15 protein-coding genes are annotated in these 20,691 nt (G+C 63.2%); 11 read left to right on the top strand and 4 right to left on the bottom strand.

The genetic code is table 11. The features are described from left to right. The first annotated feature begins 4 nt into the window (after positions 1-4). From MOQ67_RS20420 to MOQ67_RS20430, 3 genes are read left to right on the top strand one after another with little or no spacing between them, the layout of a single operon-like run. Positions 5-2,185 carry a PepSY domain-containing protein gene (locus tag MOQ67_RS20420; RefSeq protein ID WP_198718192.1) on the top strand — a complete coding sequence of 727 codons (2,181 nt, stop codon included), beginning with the start codon at positions 5-7 and terminating at the stop codon, positions 2,183-2,185. Beyond that, complete coding sequence (locus MOQ67_RS20425) at positions 2,175-3,164, top strand: FAD:protein FMN transferase (RefSeq protein WP_017848223.1); 990 nt, start codon at positions 2,175-2,177, stop codon at positions 3,162-3,164. Before MOQ67_RS20420 ends, MOQ67_RS20425 begins: the two co-directional genes overlap by 11 nt. A 13-nt stretch (positions 3,165-3,177) precedes the next feature. Further along, on the top strand, positions 3,178-3,879 hold the full coding sequence (locus MOQ67_RS20430; protein WP_046485620.1) for a VIT1/CCC1 transporter family protein: 702 nt from the start codon (positions 3,178-3,180) through the stop codon (positions 3,877-3,879). Positions 3,880-3,922: 43 nt separating this feature from the next. On the opposite strand, the gene MOQ67_RS20435 is transcribed toward MOQ67_RS20430, so the two are convergent. Further along, positions 3,923-4,585 carry a C39 family peptidase gene (locus tag MOQ67_RS20435; RefSeq protein WP_046382837.1) on the bottom strand — a complete coding sequence of 221 codons (663 nt, stop codon included), beginning with the start codon at positions 4,583-4,585 and terminating at the stop codon, positions 3,923-3,925. 211 nt (positions 4,586-4,796) lie between these two features. Between MOQ67_RS20435 and MOQ67_RS20440 the strand changes: the two genes are divergently transcribed. Further along, positions 4,797-4,958, top strand: a complete 162-nt coding sequence (locus MOQ67_RS20440; RefSeq protein ID WP_167331319.1) for a hypothetical protein — start codon at positions 4,797-4,799, stop codon at positions 4,956-4,958. Here the strand turns inward: MOQ67_RS20440 and MOQ67_RS20445 are convergent. Continuing rightward, on the bottom strand, positions 4,955-5,365 hold the full coding sequence (locus MOQ67_RS20445; RefSeq protein ID WP_017848227.1) for a PA0061/PA0062 family lipoprotein: 411 nt from the start codon (positions 5,363-5,365) through the stop codon (positions 4,955-4,957). The two genes, MOQ67_RS20440 and MOQ67_RS20445, sit on opposite strands and share 4 nt — an antisense overlap. Positions 5,366-5,574: 209 nt before the next feature. Between MOQ67_RS20445 and MOQ67_RS20450 the strand changes: the two genes are divergently transcribed. The 4 genes from MOQ67_RS20450 to MOQ67_RS20465 all read left to right on the top strand — a co-directional run bounded on the left by MOQ67_RS20450 (position 5,575) and on the right by MOQ67_RS20465 (position 12,424). After that, entirely contained in the window at positions 5,575-8,796 is a 3,222-nt protein-coding gene (locus tag MOQ67_RS20450; RefSeq protein WP_017848228.1) for an efflux RND transporter permease subunit, read from the top strand. Next, complete coding sequence (locus MOQ67_RS20455) at positions 8,786-9,955, top strand: efflux RND transporter periplasmic adaptor subunit (protein WP_017848229.1); 1,170 nt, start codon at positions 8,786-8,788, stop codon at positions 9,953-9,955. The genes MOQ67_RS20450 and MOQ67_RS20455 overlap by 11 nt, the downstream gene beginning before the upstream one ends. Then, a complete protein-coding gene (locus MOQ67_RS20460; protein WP_057004475.1) occupies positions 9,939-11,357 on the top strand; it encodes an efflux transporter outer membrane subunit in 1,419 nt (472 codons plus the stop codon). The genes MOQ67_RS20455 and MOQ67_RS20460 overlap by 17 nt, the downstream gene beginning before the upstream one ends. Positions 11,358-11,965: 608 nt before the next feature. Beyond that, positions 11,966-12,424, top strand: a complete 459-nt coding sequence (locus MOQ67_RS20465; protein ID WP_198718513.1) for an REP-associated tyrosine transposase — start codon at positions 11,966-11,968, stop codon at positions 12,422-12,424. Between the two features lie 251 nt (positions 12,425-12,675). On the opposite strand, the gene MOQ67_RS20470 is transcribed toward MOQ67_RS20465, so the two are convergent. Then, a complete protein-coding gene (locus tag MOQ67_RS20470; RefSeq protein WP_198718512.1) occupies positions 12,676-13,959 on the bottom strand; it encodes a Zn-dependent hydrolase in 1,284 nt (427 codons plus the stop codon). Between the two features lie 132 nt (positions 13,960-14,091). Further along, positions 14,092-15,579 carry an NCS1 family nucleobase:cation symporter-1 gene (locus tag MOQ67_RS20475; protein ID WP_046485631.1) on the bottom strand — a complete coding sequence of 496 codons (1,488 nt, stop codon included), beginning with the start codon at positions 15,577-15,579 and terminating at the stop codon, positions 14,092-14,094. 602 nt (positions 15,580-16,181) lie between these two features. Between MOQ67_RS20475 and hydA the strand changes: the two genes are divergently transcribed. The 3 genes from hydA (at position 16,182) to preA (ending at position 20,420) form a co-directional block, all read left to right on the top strand. Beyond that, positions 16,182-17,621, top strand: coding sequence for a dihydropyrimidinase (gene hydA, locus MOQ67_RS20480; protein ID WP_046382829.1), 1,440 nt, complete (start codon positions 16,182-16,184; stop codon positions 17,619-17,621). A gap of 157 nt (positions 17,622-17,778) precedes the next feature. Then, a complete protein-coding gene (locus MOQ67_RS20485; RefSeq protein WP_198718511.1) occupies positions 17,779-19,146 on the top strand; it encodes an NAD(P)-dependent oxidoreductase in 1,368 nt (455 codons plus the stop codon). Beyond that, entirely contained in the window at positions 19,146-20,420 is a 1,275-nt protein-coding gene (gene preA, locus MOQ67_RS20490) for an NAD-dependent dihydropyrimidine dehydrogenase subunit PreA (protein ID WP_017847462.1), read from the top strand. Before MOQ67_RS20485 ends, preA begins: the two co-directional genes overlap by 1 nt. Positions 20,421-20,691 lie beyond the last annotated feature (271 nt).

Genomic DNA, 20,691 nt, shown 5'->3' on the forward strand with positions numbered 1-20,691 from the left:
GAACATGCTTCGCCAGTTCCATTCACTGCCCGGTCTGATCGCCGCCCTGTTGGTCATGATATTGGCCATCAGCGGCGCAGTGCTGTCCGTCAATCCGGCTTTGGAACGCCTGCACGGCACGTCAACCGCGGCCGGGCAGCTCAATGTCGGCCAGTTGGCGGGACGCATCGCCAACCACTTTCCGGGGGTGGAGCAGATCCAGCGCAGCGCCTCCGGAACAGTGGTCATCTACTACAACCAGGACGGCCAGGCGGGTGCGCAAACCGTCGATCCACTGACCGGCCAGGGCCTCGGGCCCTATGAGCCATCCGCCGTTTCGCGCTGGGTAAAAGACCTGCACCGCTCGCTGTTCATGGGTACCACCGGGCATGGGATCGCAGGCGTCGGCGCACTCTTCATGTTGATGCTTTGCGTGTCCGGCGCGCTGTTGCTGGCGCGCCGCCTGGGTGGCCTGCGCAACCTGTTGCGGCCGCTGCGCGGCTCGTTCAGCCAGCGCTGGCACGCCGAAGTCGGGCGCCTTGCCGTGCTCGGGCTGCTGCTGTCGGCCTTGACTGGGCTGTACATGTGCGCCACGACCTTCGGTTTGATCGCCGACGGCAGTCAGGCTGAGCCGGCCTTCCCCGCGCATATCAGCGTCGGCGCGGCGCAGCCGGTGGCCAACCTGCAAGCCTTGCAGGCCATCGATCTGAACGACCTGCGCGAACTGGTTTACCCGAGCCCCGGGAACCCCGAGGACGTGTTTTCCCTGCGCACCGCCCAGGGTGACGGCTACGTGGACCCGGTCAGCGGCACGCTGTTGTCGTATCAGGCCCACGATTCAATGCACAACCTGTATCAACTGATCTATCAATTGCACACCGGCGAAGGCCTCTGGTGGCTGGGCTTGATCCTCGGGGTTTGCGCCCTCAGCGTGCCGTTGATGAGCGTGACCGGCATCCTGCTGTGGTGGCGCCGCCGCAAGGCCGCGCCGAAGATTCGCCATAACAGCCCGGCCCACACTGCCGACAGCGTGATTCTGGTGGGCAGTGAAACCAACAGCACCTGGGGTTTTGCCAATACCTTGCACGCGGCGTTGCACCGGGCCGGGCACCGGGTTCACAGCGCCGCGATGAACGATTGGAAGGGCGAGTACCGCGCTGCCCAGCGCCTGTTCATCCTCACCGCCACCCACGGCGACGGCGATGCGCCGGCCTCGGCCGCGCAGTTCCTGGCACGGCTGCAGCAAGTGGGCCTCAAACCCGGCCTGCCCTTTGCGGTACTCGGGTTTGGCGACCGGCAGTTTCCGCGATTCTGTCAGTACGCCCATCAGGTGCAGGACGCGATGGTACAGGCCGGCGGCACGCCATTGCTGGGGCTGGAAACCGTGAACCGTCAATCCTCGCAGGAATTTGCGCGCTGGGGCGATGCGTTGGCGGCGCCACTGGGCCACGAGCTGCCGCTGATCCACACGGCGCAGCGCCCGCGCAGCCGTCGTCTGGAATTGACCGAGCGCATCGTCTATGGCGAAGCCGTGAACGCACCGACCCACGTCCTGCGCTTCAAGGCCGCAGGCGCGCTACCGAGCTTCCAGGCCGGCGATCTGGTCGGCATTTTGCCGCCGGACAACCCGGTGCCGCGCTTTTACTCGCTGGCCAGTTCCTCTGAAGACGGCACGCTGGAAATCTGCGTGCGCAAACACGAAGGTGGCCTATGCTCGGGGTTCCTGCATGAGCTGAAGATCGGCGGGTCGGTCGAAGCGTTCATCCAGCCCAATCCGCAATTTCGTCCGGCGTCGGGCGCGCACCCGGTGATTCTGATCGGTGCCGGCACCGGTATCGGGCCCCTGGCCGGTTTTATTCGTCATAACACCGCCAAACACCCGATGCACCTGTATTGGGGAGGACGCAACCCGGCCTCGGATTTTCTCTATGAACCGGAGCTCAAGCGTTACCTGGCCGACCGCCGCCTGACCGCATTGTGCGCGGCGTTCTCCCAGGTTCAGGAGCGCAGCTATGTGCAAGACCGGTTGCTCGGCGATGCCCTGGCGTTGCGCGCCCTGATCGAAAACGGCGCCCAAGTGCTGGTGTGCGGTAGCCGCGAGATGGCCAAAGGCGTGATGCAAGCGCTGGATAACGTGTTAGCCCCGCTCCACCTGAGTGTGCTGGCCCTGAAAGCACAAGGACGCTACCGTGAAGATGTCTACTGAGCCCCAACGCTACAGCCTGAACGGCGAGACCATGGGCACGCGCTATACCGCCGTGTTCTATGCCGAGGCCGGCGTCGACACCGACGCGATCAACCGCGGCCTGGCCCAGGCCGTGGGCCGGGTGGACCAGCAGATGTCCACCTGGAAGGCCGATTCCGACCTCAACCGCCTCAACGCCGGCCCCGAGCAAACATGGTTGCCGGTGCCCCAGGAACTGGCCACGGTGTTGGCCGCCGCGTTGCGGGTCAGCCAGCAATCCGGCGGGGCTTTCGACATCGCCGTCGGTGATCTGGTGGACGCCTGGGGCTTCGGTCCCGGCGCCCCCTCGGTCACCGAACAGACCATCGACGCCCTGCCGTCACGCAGCGGTCTGTCGGCCACTGCGGCATTGACGGTGGACACGCAACGCCACCAAGTGCGCAAACGCGCGCCGCTGCACCTCAACCTCAACGGGATCGCCAAAGGCTTTGGCGTCGACGAACTGGCGCGCTGCCTGGACGGCTTCGGGCTGACCCGCTACCTGGTCGGCATCGATGGCGAAATGCGTGCCCGCGGCGTCAAGCCGGATGCTCAACCGTGGGTCGTGGCCATTGAAAAACCAAGCCGGGGCCAGCGTGAAGTGATGGGGGTCATGGAACTCAGCGACGCCGCCATCGCCACCTCCGGCGACTACCGACACTGGATTGACGTGAAAGACCGACACTATGCTCACACCATGAACCCGGCCACCGGCGCCCCGCTGTGCAATACCGTCGCCGCCGTCACGGTGGTGGCCGCCTCGTGCATGCTCGCCGATGCCTGGGCCACGGCGTTGATGGTGCTGGGCGAAATCGAAGGCCCACGCCTGGCGCAGGCACGCGGGATGGACGCGCTGTTCGTGCTGCGCGAGGGTGAACAGCTCAAAGAAATATCGATTGTCGGCGGTATTCTGCAGGCGCAGATTGAAAGCCGTCCGCCCCAACCCCGTCCACGAACATGAGTCCCGCACACCGATGAAATTCATGCACCGGCACACCGAATCCCACCGCAGTGACCGTATCGGCTGGCTGCGCGCCGCGGTCCTGGGCGCCAATGACGGCATCGTCTCCACCGCCAGCCTGTTGATCGGTGTCGCCGCCGCCAACGCCAGCCACGCCTCGCTGATCGTCACCGGCATGGCCGGGCTGGTGGCGGGGGCGATGTCGATGGCGGCCGGCGAATACGTTTCGGTGCATTCCCAGGCCGATACCGAGCACGCCGATCTGGCACGGGAACGAGCGGAACTGGCGAGTAACCCGAAAGCGGAGCATAGCGAGCTTGCCAACATCTACATGCAGCGTGGCGTATCACCCGAATTGGCTCATCAGGTCGCCGACCAATTGATGGCGCACGACGCCTTGGGGGCTCACGCCCGGGACGAGCTGGGCATCAGCGAAGCCCTCGCCGCCAAACCGCTGCAAGCGGCGCTGGCCTCGGCGGCGAGTTTCGTGGTCGGTGCCGCGTTGCCGCTGGCGGTGACGCTCATCGCGCCAGAGCACAGCGTGGTGCCGTGGATCTGCGGCATGTCCCTGCTGTTTCTTGCCAGCCTTGGCGCCGTGGCGGCCAGGGCCGGCGGGGCGAAAGTCTTCGTCGGCGCCTGGCGCGTAACCCTGTGGGGCGTACTGGCCATGGGCATTACGGCCAGCGTCGGGGCGTTGTTCGGCGCTGTGGTGTAGCGCGAAAACACGCCGCGCCCCAACGTGGCGGGCGCGGTGTGTCTTACTTTCTTTCGGCCAATACCTTGAGTGCCTGCGCCGCAGCCTGCTCTTGCCCGGCCTGCGCGGTGGCATTGGCCGCTTCGCGCCAGCGCTGCGTATCCACATTGGCCGGCAACTGGCTCGGGCGCTGGGTGAGGATTGCCCAGTGACCGGCGCTGCTCCACTTCGACTCAAAGTCACTGAAGCTCATCAACAACCGCCGATCCATGCCTGAGCGCAGCAGCACCGTGCTTTTCTGCTGGTTGAAACCCACCACGACCACGTAGTGCGTGCTGGACAACAGGCCGCCGCCGATCCGCGCCATCACCGGGTAACCCGCGCTCACCTGCGCCAGCACCGAGGTGAGCTTGGCGTCGAGCGGATACACCATCAACCCGTATTCACGGGCCAGCACCTGCATGTTGCGCTCCAGGTTCGCTTCGTCGCCCGGCAAGTGCAGCGGCTTATCCAGCAACCCCGGTGTCATGACAATGCCTTGTTGCGACAGCATGCTGGCTAACGCCGTGGGACCGCTTTGATAAGCGTCGCTGCGAAACGTCGGCACGCCATTGAGCTCGACACGCTCCGGCAGGCCCGGCAGTTTCGACGGCTGCCCGGAACAGGCCGCGAGCCCCAGGGTGCAGGCCAGCAGCAAGGAGGTTGTAACGTTGGACCGTAACCGCAATTTTCTACCCTCTTGATCAACTGCCGGTAAGGGCCCTGATCATAGGACGCTCTTCAGCTCGGGTATAGCCTTGAACCGCAGTAAAACGCCCGGGATAGAGCAAAGAAGTTGGATCGACACGACCATTGGTCAATAGCAGGCAACCGTCATCTGACTAGACTGTCCATTGAGAAGACTGTGTGTGCGCCCTGCTGGGCGAAAGGAGGCCAGAATGAGCCTTGCAACGACGATTGTCCTGTTGATCTGCGGTTGGCTCGCGGTGGCTGCCGCCATGTTGTGGGGGGTGTTGCGCATTACCCGTCGGCACCATCACCCCCACGTCAAACCGGCTGCATCCGCCAAGCCGCACAAGACGGCGGTGCATCACGCCTAGCCAGGCATGCAATTGAAGTCCTGCGTTGCCGCGACTTCCTTACCGTGACCATCCAAGAGCGATGCGCGCACGGTGGTGCCCAGGCTGGATTCGATCAGGGTGTAGTGCTCACCCGCCTTGAAGTCTTTGTACTCCACGCGGCCCTGGCAGTCCTGCTGGTTTTCGTCGCCCGGCTCTTCCTCGAACAACGTCACATCCAAACGATGGGCTCCCGGCGGCACTTCGAAAAAGCGCCCGTCATCCACGCGTTTGCCGTCGACGCGCTCGGCCATCAGGTCATTCGGCGCTTCTTCTTTCAATCCGATCCAGGCTTCGCTGGGGTCGGCTTTGGGCATCGGGCCGGCGCAGGCCGACAGTAATAACACAGCGCTCAAGGCGGGAATCAGCAATAAAGGTTTGAGTGACATGGCAGAACTCCAAAGGATTTCAGTTAAAAGACGCATCGCATCCGATGGGTCACAAGCTTGGAGAGCCGCCCTTTGTAGAACAAATGAATACACATGAAACGATCTTCAGCCCATACCTAAATCTTCCTTCACCTGGCTGAAAGGTGCGTGTTAGGTGGGTCGGGCAAGACTGCCGGGGTTTGCAATCCTGCTCCCTCGGAGGTTCACGCATGCTCGGGCTGGTAAAGACCGCACTGCAAAAGCCGTACACGTTTATCGTGTTGGCCATATTCATCTGCATCATCGGGCCGATGGCGGCCCTGCGAACCCCCACTGATGTATTCCCCGATATCGGCATCCCCGTCGTTGCAGTGGTCTGGCAGTACAACGGCCTGTCGCCGGACGCCATGGCCGGGCGGGTGATCTACACCTACGAACGCTCCCTGAGCACCACCGTCAACGACATCGAACACATCGAATCGCAATCCCTGCCGGGCATGGGCATCGTCAAGATCTTCTTCCAGCCCGGCGTCGACATCCGCACCGCCAACGCCCAGGTGACAGCGGTGTCACAAACCGTGCTCAAGCAAATGCCCCCCGGCATCACGCCGCCGCTGATCCTCAATTACAGCGCATCGACGGTGCCGATCCTGCAAATGGCGTTCTCCAGCCCGACACTGTCGGAAGCCAAGATCCGCGACCTGGTGCAGAACAATATCCGCCTGCCCCTCAGCGCCCTGCCCGGCCTGGCCATGCCCACGCCCATGGGTGGCAAGCAGCGGCAGATCACCCTCGACCTCGACCCGCAGGCGCTGGCCGCCAAAGGCTTGTCGGCGCAGGACGTGGGCAATGCCCTGGCGTTGCAGAACCAGATCATCCCGGTGGGCACCGCCAAGCTCGGCCCCAACGAATACACGATCCTGCTCAACAACAGCCCCAAGGCCATCGATGAACTCAACGACCTGCCGATCAAGACCGTCGACGGCGCGCTGATCACCATCGGCCAGGTGGCCCACGTGCGTGACGGTTCGCCGCCGCAGACCAACATCGTGCGTGTCGACGGTCATCGCGCGGTGCTGATGCCAGCGTTGAAAAACGGCAGCATCTCCACCCTGTCGATCATCGACGGCATCCGCCAGATGCTGCCGCGCATCAACGAAACCCTGCCGCCGTCGCTGAAGACCTCATTGCTCGGCGATGCGTCGGTGTTCGTCAAACAATCGGTGGGCAGCGTGGCCCAGGAGGGCATCATCGCCGCGCTGCTGACCAGCGCGATGATCCTGCTGTTCCTCGGCAGCTGGCGCTCGACGCTGATCATCGCCGCTTCGATCCCCCTGGCGGTGCTGTCGGCCATCGCGCTGCTGGCGGTCAGCGGGCAAACCCTCAACGTGATGACCCTCGGCGGGCTGGCGTTGGCCGTAGGGATTCTGGTGGACGACGCCACGGTGACCATCGAAAACATCAACTGGCACCTGGAACAGGGCAAGGCGGTGAAGGCTGCGATCCTCGACGGCGCCGCGCAGATCGTCGGCCCGGCGTTCGTCTCGCTGCTGTGCATCTGCATCGTGTTCGTGCCGATGTTCTTGCTGCAAGGCATCGCCGGGTACCTGTTCCGGCCGATGGCCCTGGCGGTGATCTTCGCCATGGCCAGCTCGTTCATCCTCTCGCGCACCCTGGTGCCGACATTGGCGATGTACCTGCTCAAGCCGCACGCGCCGGAACCGGGCACCGGCCACCACCCAGAAGATGCGTTCATCAACCACCACGAAGGCGAGCAGCACACCAAACCACGCAATGCCGTGCTGCAGTCGGTGCTGAATTTCCAGCAGGGTTTCGAGCGGCACTTCTCGAACATCCGCGACACCTACCATGGCCTGCTGACGTTGGCCCTGGGCAATCGCAAGCGCTTCATCGTCGGCTTTTTAGCCTGTGTGCTCGCCTCGTTTTTGCTGCTGCCCAGCCTGGGCCAGGATTTCTTCCCGGCCACCGACGCCGGGGCGCTGGCGCTGCATGTGCGTTTGCCGCTGGGTACGCGGATCGAGGAAAGCGCTGCGGCGTTCGACCGGATCGAGGCGCGGATACGCGAAGTGATCCCGGCCGACGAACTCGACACCATCGTCGACAATATCGGCATTCCGCTGAGCGGCATCGACATGGCCTACAGCAGCAGCGGCACCATCGGCCCGCAGGACGGCGATATCCAGGTCAGCCTGAAACAACACCACGCGCCCACCGCCGACTACGTGAAAAAACTGCGTGAGGCGTTGCCGCAAAGTTTCCCTGGCAGCCACTTTGCGTTCCTGCCGGCGGACATCAGCAGCCAGATCCTCAACTTCGGCGCGCCGGCGCCGCTGGACGTGAAAATCTCCGGGCGCAGCGATGCCGAAAACCGCGCCTACGCCGTGGAACTGGAACGCCGTCTGCAACACGTACCGGGCATCGCCGACCTGCGCATCCAGCAGTCCACCGGCTACCCGTCGCTGCAAGTGAATGTCGACCGCCTGCGCGCCAACGGCCTGGGCATCACCGAGCGCGATGTGACCAACAGCATGGTCGCCTCCCTCGCGGGCAGCTCGCAAACCGCGCCGACGTTCTGGCTCAACCCGGCCAACGGCGTGTCCTATTCCATCGTCGCCGCCACCCCGCAATACCGCCTCGACAGCCTGCCGGCGCTGGAAGCGCTGCCGGTGACCGGTGCCGATGGCCAATCGCAAATCCTCGGCGGCGTGGCCAGCATCTCCCGCGTGCAAAGCCCGGCGGTGGTGACCCACTACAACATCGAACCGACCCTGGACCTCTACGCCAACGTGCAAGGCCGCGACCTCGGTGGCGTGGCCCGCGACGTGCAAAAAGTGCTGGACGACACCGCGTCCATGCGCCCCAAAGGCGCGACGATCAGCCTGCACGGGCAGATCGATGCGCTGCATGAAGCCTTCAGCGGTTTGAGCGTCGGCCTGCTCGGCGCGGTGGTGCTGATCTACCTGCTGATCGTGGTCAACTTCCAGTCGTGGGTCGACCCGTTCGTGATCATCACCGCATTGCCGGCGGCATTGGCGGGGATCGTGTGGATGCTGTTCCTCAGCGGCACGTCGTTGTCGGTGCCGGCTCTGACCGGGGCCATCCTGTGCATGGGCGTGGCCACCGCCAACTCGATCCTGGTGGTGAGCTTCTGCCGGGAACGCCTGGCCGAACATGGCGATGCACTCAAGGCCGCACTGGAAGCCGGCTACACGCGCTTTCGTCCGGTGTGCATGACCGCCCTGGCGATGATCATCGGCATGCTGCCGCTGGCCTTGTCCGAGGAGCAGAACGCGCCGCTCGGCCGCGCCGTGATCGGGGGCCTGATCCTCGCCACCACCGCCACCCTGTTATTTGTTCCCGTGGTCTTCAGCCTGGTCCACGGTCGTCAGCCTACTCGCGCAACTGTTGGAGAAACGCCCCATGTCGTCTGATCACAAACCCTCGCGCAAGCGTCTGATGCTCATGGGTGTCGGCGGCCTGACCCTGGCCGCCCTGCTGGTCGCCAACGGCCTGTACGCCCGCACAATGCACGAACGCGCCGTCACCGCCTGGACCGAAACCGCCGCCGTGCCGCAGGTGATGGTGTTCCAGCCGTTGCAGAACGTAGCCGGTGACACCCTGCGCCTGCCCGCTCACCTTGAAGCCTGGAGCAAGGCGCCGATCCATGCGCGGGTCAGCGGCTACTTGAAGGACTGGAAAGTCGACATCGGCAGCCAGGTCAAAGCCGGGCAAATCCTCGCCGAAATCGACAGCCCCGATCTCGATCAACAACTGGCGCAGACCCATGCGCGCCTGGTGCAGCAACAGGCCAATGCGCGGCTGGCCGCCACCACCGCGACACGTTGGCAAAACCTGCTGGCCAGCCATTCGGTGTCGCGCCAGGAGGCCGATGAAAAAACCTCCAACGCCGCAGCGGCCAAAGCCAACGCCGAAGCCGCCGCTGCCGATTACGCACGCTTGTCGGCGCTGGAAAGCTACAAGACTATCCGCGCGCCGTTCGCTGGCACCATCACTGCGCGCAACACCGACATCGGCCAGTTGATCAAGGCCGACACCGACAGCGACCCGGAGCTGTTCAACATCGCCGACACCCACCAGTTGCGCCTCTACGTGCCGGTGCCGCAGAACTACGCGGCCGTCATCCACCCCGGGCTTGAAGCCGAGCTGAGTGTTCCCGAGCACCCCGGCGAACACTTCAAGGCGCACCTGATCGGCGACTCCACCGCCATCGACCGCCGCTCCGGCACCCTGCTCGCGCAGTTTGTCGCCGACAACCCCAACGGCGAGTTGCTGCCGGGCGATTACGCCGAAGCGACCCTGCCGATTCCGGCAGACACCCATGGCGTGAGTATCCCGGCCAGCGCGCTGATCTTCCGTGCCCAAGGCACCCAGGTCGCGGTGCTGGATGCGCAAAACCACATACACCTGCAGGCCATCCATATCGGCCTGGACCTGGGCGAACGCCTGGTGATCGACCAGGGCCTGAAACCCGCCGACCGCGTGGTCGACAACCCGCCCGACGCCCTGCGCGAAGGCGACCCCGTGCAACTGGCCGACGCCTCCGGAGGTGCCCATGCGCCCAAGGCTTAAACCACTTGCCGCGGTGATGCTGCTGGCGTTGCAAGGTTGCTCGCTGGCGCCGACCTACAACGTGCCGGCGATCGACCTGCCGGCCAACTATCGCGAACAGACCAGCGATGGCCCCTGGCACAGCGCGCAGCCGTCCGACCAACTGGCGCCGCAGTGGTGGACGCTCTACCGCGAACCGCGCCTGGATCAGTTGCAACAGCAATTGCTCAAGGCCAACCCGGACCTGGCGGCAGCGCTGGCGCACTTCGATGCATCCCAGGCGTATGCCAGCCAATTGCATGCCGGGCTGTTCCCGCAAATCACCGCCAGCGCACAACCGCTGCGTCAGCGCCAATCCGACTCGCGTCCGCTGCGCAGCACCACGCAGCCGTCGGTTTACAACAGCAACACGGCGGGGTTTTCGTTGAGCTACGACTTGGACCTGTGGGGCAAAATCCGCAACCAGGTGGCGGCGGGTGATGCGCAGGCGCAAGCGTCGGGCGACGATCTGGCAGTGGCGCGCTTGAGCTTGCAGCATCAGTTGGCGACCTTGTACGTGCAGCTCAATGGGCTGGATGCGCAAAGTCGGATTCTCAACAGCTCGCTGGAAGATTTCAGCCAGGCCCTGCAACTGACGCGCAGCCGCTACGAGGGCCAGATTGCTTCGGAACTGGACCTGACCCGCGCGCAAAACCAGCTCGCCCAAGCCAAGGCGCAACTGGATGAAGTACGCGGGCAACGCAACCTCACCGAGCATGCCATCGGTGAACTGGTCGGCGTGGCGGCCAGCGACTTCACACTGCCGGCGAGCCAACAACTGATCGCCCTGCCGGGGATTCCGTCGCAACTGCCGAGCCACCTGCTGCAACGTCGCCCGGATATTGCGGCGGCAGAGCGCCGAGTGTTTGCGGCCAACGCAAATATCGGCGTGGCCAAGGCCGCGTGGTACCCGGACTTCAGTCTGACCGGGTTGATTGGCGGGCAGACCCAAGGCGTGGGGAATTTACTGTCGGCGGGCAATCGGTATTGGGCGCTGGGGCCGCTGATGAACTTGCCGATCTTCGATGGCGGTCGCTTGAGCGCCAACGAACGCCAGGCCAAGGCCGAGTTCGAACAAGCCTCGGCACAGTACCGCAGCCAGGTACTGAAAGCCGTGCGCGAGGTCGAAGACAACCTGGCACAGCTAAGGGATTTGCAGCAGGAGGCGCAGGATGAACAAGCCGCGGCAGATGCGGCGCAGCATACGCAAGCGTTGGCAATGAACAGCTACCAGGCCGGCGCGGTGAGCTATCTGGATGTAGTGACCGCACAGACAGCGGCGTTACAGGCACAGCGGACCTTGCAGGCGGTGCAGACACGGCAGTTGCAGGCGAGTGTGGGGCTGGTCACCGCGCTGGGCGGCGGCTGGCAACCTGGCGCCTGACGCTTTTTTTGTGCAAACCAGCTCAAAGGTGGGAGCTGGTTTGCCTTTGATGAGGCTGGATCAGCCAAACATCATCGACTGATCCAGCGCATATTCAGTCTTCCGGCCGACTGTTGAGAAACACGGTCACTGCTGTGTAATCACTGTCATTGGCGTGTCGGTACGCGGTATTGCTGTGATAGCGGCGGCGTCAGTTCCGGCCTCATCGGGGGCAAGCCCCCTCCCACACTGGTCCGGCGCCAGACACACAATGCATGAACACCGCAGAACCCATGTGGGAGGATTCAAGCCCATCCCACACTGGTCCGGCGCCAGACACACAATGTATGAACACCGCAGAGCCCATGTGGGAGGATTCAAGCCCATCCCACACTGGTCCGGCGCCAGACACACAATGTGTGAACACCGCAGATCCCATGTGGGAGGATTCAAGCCCATCCCACACTGGTCCGGCGCCAGACACACAATGTATGAACACCGCAGAGCCCATGTGGGAGGGGGCTTGCCCCCGATAGCGTTCGCACAGACACATCCTGCCAAAAGCCTGCCCTTCAATCTGCAGTTCACCCATCTAGCCTCTCAAAACACACCCAGAGAGAGGCCAGGGAATGCCCGACTTACCCGCTTCACACCGCCTGCGTATCGGTCGATTCAGCGAACCCAACCGTATCTACCTCATCACCACCAACACCCACGAACGCATCCCGATATTCAAGAATCTCCATCTCGGTCGCTTGGTGGTCTGGCAGTTTCGGTCAGCCCAGTATCAGGGGCTGGCGAACTCCCTGGCATGGGTGATCATGCCGGACCATTTCCATTGGCTGCTCGAACTGAAAAAAGGCTCGCTGGCTGACCTGATGCGCCAGGTGAAGTCCAAAAGCACACGGAGCGTCAACGGTGCGAGCGGACGCAAGGGGCGGCTTTGGCAGGAAAGTTTCCATGACCGGGCACTGCGCAAGGAAGACGACCTGGTGAAAATGGCCCGGTATGTGGTGGCCAATCCATTGCGGGCGGGATTGGTTAGCCGGATTGGCGACTACCCGTTGTGGGATGCCATTTGGGTATAGACACAGTTCAACTGTGGGAGGGGGGGGCTTGCTCGCGATGGCGGTGGGTCAATCACATGTGTATCGGCTGAACCACTGCTATCGGGAGCAAGCTCCCTCCCACACTGATCCCGCGCCAGACACACAATGTATGAACACCGCAAAACCCATGTGGGAGGGAGCTTGCTCCCGATAGCAGTGGTTCAGCCAGCTTATCTGTAACTGACCCACCGCCATCGCGAGCAACCCCCTCCCACAGGTTTTACCGCGTTTCAGGCCGCGCGTTTGCCGCTGGCAATGGCGGCCGAGGCGGCCACCATCGCCCGCAACAACACCGCACACCCCGCCGCCAGGTCATCCGGCGCGGCGTTTTCGATTTCGTTGTGGCTGATGCCGCCTTCGCATGGCACGAAGATCATCCCCGCCGGGCCGAGTTCGGCGACGAAGATCGCGTCGTGCCCTGCCCCGCTGACGATGTCCATGTTCGACAACCCCAACCCATTCGCCGCATCGCGCACTGCATCGACGCAACCCTTGTCGAAATACAGCGGCGGGAAGTCGGCGGTGGGTGTCATTTCAAAACTCAACCCATGCTTGGCGCAGGTCTCGTCGATCACCTGGCGTACCTGGCCGATCATCGAATCCAAGCGCGCCGGTTCCAGGTGGCGGAAGTCCAGGGTCATACGCACTTCACCCGGGATGACGTTGCGTGAGCCCGGATAAGCCTGCAAGCAACCGACAGTGCCACACGCATGCGGCTGATGCCCCAATGCCGCCGCATTCACCGCCGCGACCACGGCGGCCGCGCCGACCAGGGCGTCCTTGCGCAGGTGCATCGGCGTCGGCCCCGCGTGGGCTTCAACGCCGCGCAGGGTCAAGTCGAACCACTTTTGCCCGAGGGCACCGAGCACCACGCCGATGGTTTTCTTTTCATCCTCAAGAATCGGCCCCTGTTCGATATGTGCCTCGAAATAGGCGCCGACTTTGTGCCCACTCTCCGGCCGCGTCCCCGCATAGCCGATCGCATTCAGTGCCGCGCCGACGCTGATACCCTGCGCATCGACCTTGGCGAGGGTGTCGGCCAGGCTGAATTTCTCGGCAAACACCCCCGATCCCATCATGCACGGCGGGAAGCGCGAGCCCTCTTCGTTGGTCCACACCACCACTTCCAGCGGCGCCTCGGTTTGCACCTTGAGGTCGTTGAGGGTGCGCAACACTTCCACACCGGCCAGCACGCCGAAGCAGCCATCGAACTTGCCACCGGTGGGCTGGGTGTCGATATGGCTGCCCGTCATCACTGGCGGCAGGTCGGGGTTACGCCCGGGGCGACGGGCGAAGATGTTGCCGATACCGTCGACGGTCACGCTGCACCCGGCCTCTTCGCACCATTGCACGAACAGGTCGCGGGCCTGGCGGTCGAGGTCAGTGAGGGCCAGGCGGCACACGCCGCCCTTGGCGGTGGCGCCGAGCTTGGCCAGCTCCATCAACGACTGCCACAAACGGTCGCGGTTGATGTGCTGATGGGTCGATTGCAGAACGTCCAGGGCAGCGTTCATGGGGATCTCCTCAGGCTACATGTTATGAATGGAATGCAGTTCAAAGGTGGGAGGGGGCTTGCTCCCGATTGCAGTGGGTCAGTCACCCATGCAGTGGTGGAATGACCACCTGTTTGACTGCATGCCATCGCGTTACAGCAGGGATTTGGCCGGCATCGGCGTCAGTCCACGCCTGGCATTCAGCCCGTAATACAACACGCCGCCCAACGCCGAACCGGTAAACCAGCCATAGCTGTAGAACCAGCTGAACACGTCGCTGCCCAATGACAGCAAGGTCAGCACCACCGGCACGCCAAACGCGACAAACCCGCTCCAGTTCCACGCCGGGTACACGTCGTCACGGTACAACCCGGCGAGGTCCAGGCGCTGTTTGCGCGTGATGAAGTAGTCCACCACCATGATCCCGGCGATCGGCCCCAGCAGGCTGGAATAGCCGAGCAACCAGTTGGAATACACCGTCTCCAGGCTCACATCGGAAACGATCAGCCCGAGCTTCTTCAGCAGCTCGTGGCCCATCAACACCAACCCCACCAGGCCGGTGAGAATCACTGCCGAAGTGCGGTTGATCAGCTTGGGCGCAATGTTCTGGAAGTCGTTGGTGGGCGACACGATGTTCGCCGCCGTGTTGGTGGACAAGGTGGCGACGATGATCAATGCCATGGCCACGGCGACCCACACCGGGCTCTGGATATGCCCGATCAGCGTCACCGGGTCGGACACGCTGACGCCCACCAGTTTCACCGACGCGGCGGTCATGATCACACCGAGGGCGGCGAACAGGAACATGGTCAGCGGCAGGCCGAAAATCTGCCCGAGGATCTGGTCCTTCTGGCTTTTGGCGTAGCGGCTGAAGTCGGGAATGTTCAGCGACAAAGTGGCCCAGAACCCCACCATCGCGGTCAGGCCGGCCATGAAGTAACCGGTCAGGCTTGCACCTTCGGGGCGTTTGGGCGGGATCGCCATCAACTCGCTGAGGGACACGTTCGGCATCGCCCACACCAGCAGGCCAATGCCCACCGCCACCAGCAGCGGTGCCGACAGGGTTTCCAGGCGCTTGATCGACTCGGCGCCGCGCAACACCACCCACAGGTTGAGGGTCCAGAAGATCATGAAGCCGATCACCTCACCGGTGCCGCCCAAGGCCTTCCACCCCTCGAAAATCGAGCCCAGGAACAGGTGAATCGCCAGCCCGCCGAACATGGTCTGGATGCCGAACCAGCCGCACGCCACCAGTGCTCGGATCAGGCACGGCACGTTGGAACCGAGGATGCCGAACGACGAACGCAGCAACACCGGGAACGGAATGCCGTACTTGGTACCGGGGAAGGCGTTGAGGGTCAGCGGGATCAGCACCACGATATTGGCCAGGAGGATCGCCATCAGCGCCTCGCCCACCGACAAACCGAAGTACGCAGTGAGCACCCCGCCCAGCGTGTAGGTGGGCACGCAGATCGACATGCCGACCCACAGCGCGGTGATGTGCCACTTGTTCCACGTGCGTTCATGCACCTTGGTCGGTGCCATGTCGTGGTTGTAGCGAGGGCTGTCGAGGACGTCGGGGCCGGCGTCGAGTTCGTACAGGCCGTTGCGTTCAATAACTTGCGATCTGTTCTGTTGCATGGCCGCTCCACGGTTTTTTCGAATTATTGTTGCTCACCTGCAAGGTCGGTGCAGGTGGCCGGAGTACCTCGTAAACAACATGACATCAAGGGTCCGGCCAGCCGCCACTGCACTCAATAAACGTGCCGACAACCCGCCCTGACCCTGCACCGCATATATAACTCGCTGATGTTTATCAGCTTTATTTCAAACGCCGTTGAGTCCTTCGGTACTTGCCGCGTGACGCTGGCTGGATAACGCGCAAGTTGTCCGAACGTTCAGGACTCAATCTGGTGCAACACAATTATTTTTATTTACCGCCGCCGTCAAGCGGCATGTCTCAAGCGCCTGATTTGCAATAAGAAATGTTGTTCATATTTGTAACCTGTCAAGTGCGTCAAAATGGTGATCAGTCGCCACATTTTGGTGATTTTAATTTTTTATCCTTATATTTCAATTAGTTAAAACACAAATAAGCGTAGGAAAAATCTTCTTGCTCATTCTAAAAACACCGGCTAGTTTCTATTCCTGTCACCGATGACAGGTTTTTACCAAGCCTGTGCTGAAAACAACTACAACACTTAGAACTGGCACCAGCCGGTCAAGCCTGTGAGGAACTCGACATGTCGCTGTTGATCCGTGGCGCCACCATCATTACCCACGACGAAAGTTACCGCGCCGATGTTTTATGCGCAGACGGTCTGATTCGCGCGATTGGCACGGGCCTGGATATTCCCGCTGGCACCGAAGTACTCGATGGCAGCGGCCAATACTTGATGCCCGGCGGCATCGACCCGCACACCCATATGCAACTGCCCTTCATGGGCACCGTGGCCAGTGAGGATTTTTTCAGCGGCACGGCGGCGGGCCTGGCGGGGGGCACCACCTCGATCATCGACTTTGTGATTCCCAACCCACAGCAATCCTTGCTCGAAGCCTTTCACCAATGGCGCGGCTGGGCGCAGAAGTCGGCGGCCGACTATGGCTTTCACGTGGCGATCACCTGGTGGAGCGAGCAGGTCCGCGAGGAAATGGCCGAGCTGGTCAGCCATCACGGCGTCAACAGCTTCAAGCATTTCATGGCCTACAAGAACGCGATCATGGCGGCCGACGACACCCTGGTGGCCAGCTTCGAACGCTGCCTGGAGCTGGGCGCGGTACCCACCGTGCATGCGGAAAACGGCGAGCTGGTGTATCACCTGCAACGCAAGCTGATGGCCCAGGGCATCACCGGGCCGGAAGCGCACCCGCTGTCGCGTCCGTCCCAGGTCGAGGGCGAAGCGGCCAGCCGCGCGATCCGTATCGCCGAGACCATCGGCACGCCGTTGTACCTGGTACACGTCTCGACCAAAGAGGCGCTGGATGAAATCACCTATGCGCGCGGCAAGGGCCAGGCGGTGTACGGCGAAGTGCTCGCCGGGCACTTGCTGCTGGACGACAGCGTCTACCGCCACCCCGACTGGCAGACCGCCGCCGGCTACGTGATGAGCCCGCCGTTCCGCCCGCGCGGGCATCAAGAGGCGCTGTGGCATGGCCTGCAATCCGGCAACCTGCACACCACCGCCACCGACCACTGCTGCTTCTGCGCCGAGCAGAAAGCCGCCGGGCGTGACGATTTCAGCAAGATCCCCAACGGCACCGCCGGTATCGAAGACCGCATGGCGCTGTTGTGGGATGAAGGGGTCAACACCGGGCGCCTGTCGATGCAGGCGTTCGTCGCGCTGACCTCCACCAACACCGCGAAGATCTTCAACCTCTACCCGCGCAAAGGCGCAATCCGCGTCGGTGCCGATGCCGACCTGGTGCTGTGGGACCCCGAGGGCACGCGCACGATTTCCGCCAAGACCCACCACCAGAACGTCGACTTCAACATCTTCGAAGGCAAGACCGTGCGCGGCGTGCCGAGCCACACCATCAGCCAGGGCAAGCTGGTCTGGGCCGACGGCGACCTGCGCGCCGAACGCGGTGCCGGGCGGTATGTGGAACGGCCGGCGTATCCGTCGGTGTTCGAGCAGTTGAGCAAGCGGGCTGAGCGTTCCAAGCCGGTTGCGGTGAACCGCTGAGACCGCTATCGGGGGCAAGCTCCCTCCCACAACTGACCGCATGCTTTCAGACACAATGCGATCACTGTGGGAGGGGGCTTGCCCCCGATGAGGCCAACCCAGGCAACAAAAATGCCCGCCAGAGGCAATCCGAAAAAAAAACCGTGAGGCCCACACCGTGATCCAGACCCTGACCCACCTCCCCCATCCCCATGAAGACGGGGCGACCCTCGCCAGCCATTTCACCGACCTGGCACCGCCCCTCAACGCCCGCCAGGCGCAACTGGAAGCCTCGCGCTGCCTGTATTGCTACGACGCGCCGTGCGTGAATGCGTGCCCCAGCGAAATCGACATCCCATCGTTCATCCGCAACCTCCACACCGACAACGTGCAAGGCGCCGCGCAGAAGATTCTCTCGGCCAACATCCTCGGCGGCAGCTGCGCCCGGGTCTGCCCCACCGAGATCCTGTGCCAGCAAGCCTGCGTGCGTAACCACGGCGAAGAATGCGCGCCGGTGCTGATCGGCCTGTTGCAACGCTACGCCATCGACAATGCGCACTTCAGCGAACACCCGTTCCAGCGCGCCGCCACCACCGGCAAGCGCATCGCCGTGGTCGGCGCCGGGCCGGCCGGCCTGGCCTGCGCCCATCGCGCCGCGTTGCACGGCCACGATGTGGTGATCTTCGAAGCCCGGGGAAAAGCCGGCGGCCTGAATGAATACGGGATCGCCAAGTACAAACTGGTGGATGACTTCGCGCAGAAGGAGCTGGAGTTCCTGCTGCAGATCGGCGGCATCGAGATCCGTCACGGCCAGCGCCTGGGCGACAACCTGTCGTTGAGCGAACTGCATCAGCACTTCGATGCGGTGTTCCTCGGCCTCGGCCTGGCCGCCAGCAAGCAACTCGGCCTGCCCCATGAAGACGCACCCGGCCTGCTCGCCGCCACCGACTACATCCGCGAACTGCGCCAGGCCGACGACCTGAGCCAACTGCCGCTGGCCGACCGCTGCATCGTGCTCGGTGCCGGCAACACCGCCATCGACATGGCCGTGCAAATGGCCCGCCTCGGCGCCCACGACGTCAACCTGGTGTATCGCCGGGGCCTGGCGGACATGGGCGCCACCAGTCACGAGCAGGACATCGCCAAGGCCAATCAGGTTCGCCTGCTGACCTGGGCCCAGCCGGAGGAAGTGCTGCTGGACGAGCAAGGCCATGTGCGCGGCATGCGTTTCGCCCGCACGCACCTGGACAACGGGCGCCTGCAACCCACCGGCGAAACCTTCGAATTGGCCGCCGATGCGATCTTCAAAGCCATCGGCCAAGGTTTCGACAACGCCGCACTGCACGACCCGCTGGCCCAGCAACTGCAGCGAGTCGGCGAACGCATCTTCGTCGACGAACACCTGCGCACCAGCATCCCCGGCGTGTATGCCGGCGGCGACTGCGTCAGCCTCGGCCAGGACCTCACCGTGCAGGCGGTGCAACACGGCAAGCTGGCGGCAGAAGCCATGCATGCCCAACTCATGCTCAACGTGGAGGCTGCGTAATGGCCGATCTCTCGATTGTCTTCGCCGGTATCAAAGCCCCCAACCCGTTCTGGCTGGCCTCCGCGCCGCCCACCGACAAAGCCTACAACGTGGTCCGCGCCTTTGAAGCGGGCTGGGGCGGCGTGGTCTGGAAAACCCTCGGGGAAGACCCGGCGGCGGTCAACGTGTCGTCGCGTTACTCGGCGCATTACGGCGCCAACCGCGAGGTGCTGGGCATCAACAACATCGAGCTGATCACCGACCGCTCTTTGGAGATCAACCTGCGCGAAATCACCCAGGTCAAAAAGGACTGGCCGGACCGCGCGCTGATCGTGTCGCTGATGGTGCCGTGCGTCGAAGAGTCCTGGAAAAACATCCTGCCGCTGGTAGAAGCCACCGGTTGCGACGGCATCGAGCTGAACTTCGGCTGCCCCCATGGCATGCCCGAGCGCGGCATGGGCGCGGCGGTCGGCCAGGTGCCGGAGTATGTGGAGCAAGTGACGCGCTGGTGCAAGACGTACTGTTCGCTGCCGGTGATCGTCAAGCTCACGCCGAATATCACCGACATCCGGGTGGCGGCGCGTGCGGCGTATCGCGGCGGTGCGGATGCGGTGTCGCTGATCAACACCATCAACTCCATCACCAGCGTGGACCTGGAGCGCATGGTCGCCCTGCCGACGGTCGGCACCCAGAGCACCCACGGCGGTTACTGCGGTTCGGCGGTCAAGCCGATCGCGCTGAACATGGTCGCCGAAATCGCCCGCGACCCGCAGACCCACGGCTTGCCGATCTGCGGCATTGGCGGCATCGGCAACTGGCGCGATGCGGCGGAATTCGTCGCCCTCGGCTGCGGCGCCGTGCAGGTGTGTACGGCGGCGATGCTGCATGGCTTTCGCATCGTCGAAGAAATGAAGGACGGCCTGTCGCGCTGGATGGACAGTCAGGGTTACACCAGCCTGCAGGATTTTTCCGGGCGCGCCGTGGGCAACACTACGGACTGGAAGTACCTGGATATCAACTACCAGGTGATCGCCAAGATCGATCAGGCCGCCTGCATCGGCTGCGGGCGTTGCCACATTGCCTGCGAAGATACGTCGCACCAGGCCATCGCCAGTTTGAAACAGGCGGACGGCACGCATAAGTACGAAGTGATCGATGACGAATGCGTGGGCTGCAACCTGTGCCAGATCACCTGCCCGGTGGCCGATTGCATCGAGATGGTACCGGTGGACACCGGCAAGCCGTTCTTGAACTGGACCCAGGACCCGCGTAATCCCTATCGGGAAGCGGTGTAGTCCAGTAGAGCGCTATCGGGGGCAAGCCCCCTCCCACAGTTGACCGCATTCTTTCAGACAAAATGCAGTTCATTGTGGGAGGGGGCTTGCCCCCGATGAGGCCCTCAGCCTCACCACAAGCCTCAGGGCTCAAACAGTTGACCGCATTCTTTCAGACAAAATGCAGTCAATGTGGGAGGGGGCTTGCCCCCGATGAGGCCCTCAGCCTCACCACAAAACTCAAGACTCAAACAGTTGACCGCATTCTTTCAGACAAAATGCAGTCAATGTG

Source organism: Pseudomonas sp. LY-1, assembly GCF_053502595.1.